Raw genomic sequence first — 3,203 nt, forward strand, 5'->3', positions numbered from 1 at the left:
GTATATCGAACCGAATACATCTCTCTACAAACCACCTTAGTTTTTATCAAAAGTGTGCGAGTGTTAACGTTTATGTAAAACAGCACGCTTTGACAGCAACTTTATACGCAACAATTCTTTTCCAGATTAGATACAGTTTATTAAAGAATTAGTTTTTCTCACTAAAACAGTAGGAAATGCGTTAGTTTTTTTCATTTCTTCCAACCCAACTTTTGCCTTACATTACGCCCAAATTACCCCTTCTCCTTTTCACTAATGTGAACTTTAATGAGTACGCAACATGCAAACTTTTGAACTTGCTATCTTCTTGCAGTTTTTTCTTGGTTTGGTCGCCGCAGTAAACCCTGTTGGTATCATGCCTGTGTTTGTGTCACTAACCGGACATATGACACCAGACGAAAAGCGCAATACGGCAACCACAGCGAACGTGGCTGTTGCGATCATCCTGATCATTTCGCTCTTTGCTGGCCAGTTACTATTAGATATGTTCAGCATTTCTCTGGATTCGTTTCGTGTTGCAGGTGGGCTACTGCTGCTTAGCATCGCGTTCTCGATGATGAGCGGTAAACTGGGGGAAGATAAACAAAACAAACAGGAAAAATCAGAATACGTGAGTCGCGAGCAGATCGGTGTTGTTCCTCTTGCGATGCCGCTAATGGCAGGACCAGGCGCAATCAGTTCGACTATTGTTTACGGTGCACGCTACCCAAGCATGTTTGATACGGTAGGCATCAGCATTACAATTGGCTTGTTCTGTCTATGCTCGTGGCTGTTGTTCCGCTCTGCCCCACTGATCGTGCGATTTTTGGGCCAAACTGGTATCAACGTCATTACCCGTATCATGGGTTTGATATTAGGCGCATTGGGTATTGAGTTTATCGCCAATGGTTTACGCAACTTATTTCCAGGATTAGCCTGAGTTTCTATAAAATTGTATGATAGAGCGATTCAACAATGGATCGCTTTGTCATGACGACTGACTCTCTCAAACATACTCTTTATGTCACCATTTTTGGTACTCATACCAAAGCTGGTCGAACCTTCGATATTGCACTCATTATCGCGATTATCAGTTCTCTAATCGTGCTGGTATTAGACTCAATACCATCCGTACGCGCCGAGTGGGCAAAAGAGCTGAAATACTTGGAGTACACTTTTACCGGTTTATTCACTATTGAGTATTTTCTCCGGCTTTATTGCTCTCCAAAACCAGCCGCCTATGCGAAAAGCTTTTATGGCGTCGTTGATTTACTCGCGATATTACCTACTTACTTAGCACTGTTTTTCCCTTCTGCCTCCTTTATGGGTGTAATAAGAGCACTACGAGTCATGCGAATATTCCGCATACTCAAGTTGGTCCGCTATCTTCAAGAGTCCAACATCCTCTTACGCTCTCTACTGATGGCGCGCAGAAAGATTTTTATCTTCTTTAGCTCTGTCGCCATTATGGTCACGATCTTTGGGTCACTGATTTTTGTCATTGAGGGGCCTGAAAACGGATTTACTAGCATTCCGAAAAGTATTTATTGGGCTATTGTGACCATCACAACGGTTGGATATGGTGACTTGGTACCTCAAACAGATCTCGGAAAAGGACTTGCCTCACTCACCATGTTGTTGGGTTATTCAATTTTGGCGGTCCCTACTGGTATTTTCACAGCAGAGCTTCACCAAGAAATGCAATCGCACAAAGTATTAGTGAAGTGTCCTAACTGTTCTCACGCCGGGCACGACTCTGATGCGACTTACTGTAAACACTGTGGTAGTGAACTGGCCGATCCTGACAAACGCGTTGTTCGTGGAGAAGACGAAGCATAAAAAAGAGCTCCCTAGGGAGCTCTTTTATTTTGTCATCAAACAAAGGTTGATGTGATTATGCTTTCTCAGAAAGAATAATGCGTAACGTACGACGCAATGGTTCTGCTGCGCCCCAAAGTAGTTGGTCACCAACAGTGAAAGCATTTAGGAAGTCATCACCCATTGCCATCTTACGTAGACGACCTACTGGTACGGACATAGTGCCTGTTACTTTTGCAGGTGTAAGTTCTTGCGCAGTAATGTCACGATCGTTAGGAATCACTTTAACCCAGTCATTATGAGTGGCGATGATTTCTTCGATTTCATCCATTGGGACATTTTGCTTAAGCTTGATAGTGAGTGCTTGAGAGTGACAGCGCATCGCACCAATACGGACACAAGTACCATCGATTGGCACAGGCGAGCTTTGTGAGCCCAAAATTTTGTTTGCCTCTGCGCCCGCTTTCCACTCTTCTTTACTCTGACCGTTATCACGTTTCACATCGATCCACGGAATAAGCGAGCCAGCTAGTGGTACACCGAATTTATCGGTAGGGAAAGAACCGCTGCGCATTGTGTCTGCAACTTTTTTATCAATATCTAGGATAGAGCTTGATGGGTTTGCAAGTTCGGAACTTACAGAGTCATTGATAACGCCCATTTGCGAGATCAGTTCACGCATGTTTTGCGCGCCAGCACCAGAAGCGGCTTGGTATGTCATTGCGCTTGTCCACTCAACAAGGCCTTTTTCGAATAAGCCACCTAGACCCATTAGCATTAAACTAACCGTACAGTTACCACCAACAAATGTGTTCGTGCCACCGTGGATGCCTTGTTGGATTTGCTTTAAGTTCACAGGATCAAGCGTGATGATGGAATCTTCCGCCATACGTAACGTAGATGCTGCGTCAATCCAGTAGCCTTTCCAACCGGCTTGTCGAAGTGCTGGGTAAACTTTTTCTGTGTAGCTACCACCTTGACATGTAATTACCGCATCAAGCTGTTTTAAGCTTTCAATATCATACGCGTCTTGCAGTAAGCCTGCGTCTTTTCCTAAGTTAGGAGCAGGAATACCAACTTGAGAAGTACTGTAGAATACTGGTTCGATTAGGTCGAAGTCTTTCTCTTCAACCATACGCTGCATAAGGACTGAACCAACCATACCGCGCCAACCAACTAAACCAACTCTCATCGTATTAACTCTCCATGTATTAAAAAACCTACCCCATAGTTAATTTTTCGCATCAAAATCTCAACCCCTATTTTGTAAATAAGCCTATTTTTTAACCTTTTCCTATGAAAATTCGTGTTAAACGAGATTTTTTAGTGTTTGGTTTGCGATTTCGGCCATTTTTCAAGTAGGGAAAGCCCTGTTACTCCAAATTGGTCTTACCACTCAGTGATAA

General features: G+C 43.5%; 3 protein-coding genes. 2 read left to right on the top strand and 1 reads right to left on the bottom strand.

The window, feature by feature from the left end:
- Nucleotides 1-280: 280 nt before the first annotated feature.
- Together CAG69_RS19885 and CAG69_RS19890 are read left to right on the top strand one after the other, a co-directional pair.
- Nucleotides 281-919 carry a YchE family NAAT transporter gene (locus tag CAG69_RS19885; protein ID WP_005396528.1) on the top strand — a complete coding sequence of 213 codons (639 nt, stop codon included), beginning with the start codon at nt 281-283 and terminating at the stop codon, nt 917-919.
- A 35-nt stretch (nt 920-954) separates the two neighbouring features.
- Nucleotides 955-1,818, top strand: a complete 864-nt coding sequence (locus tag CAG69_RS19890) for an ion transporter (RefSeq protein ID WP_005396527.1) — start codon at nt 955-957, stop codon at nt 1,816-1,818.
- Between the two features lie 55 nt (nt 1,819-1,873).
- On the opposite strand, the gene asd is transcribed toward CAG69_RS19890, so the two are convergent.
- Nucleotides 1,874-2,989: an aspartate-semialdehyde dehydrogenase gene (gene asd, locus CAG69_RS19895; protein ID WP_005396526.1), complete on the bottom strand. Its 1,116-nt coding sequence runs from the start codon at nt 2,987-2,989 to the stop codon at nt 1,874-1,876.
- Nucleotides 2,990-3,203: the final 214 nt, after the last annotated feature.

This window comes from Vibrio sp. V43_P6S15P86 (assembly GCF_009904725.1).
GTDB lineage: Bacteria > Pseudomonadota > Gammaproteobacteria > Enterobacterales > Vibrionaceae > Vibrio > Vibrio diabolicus.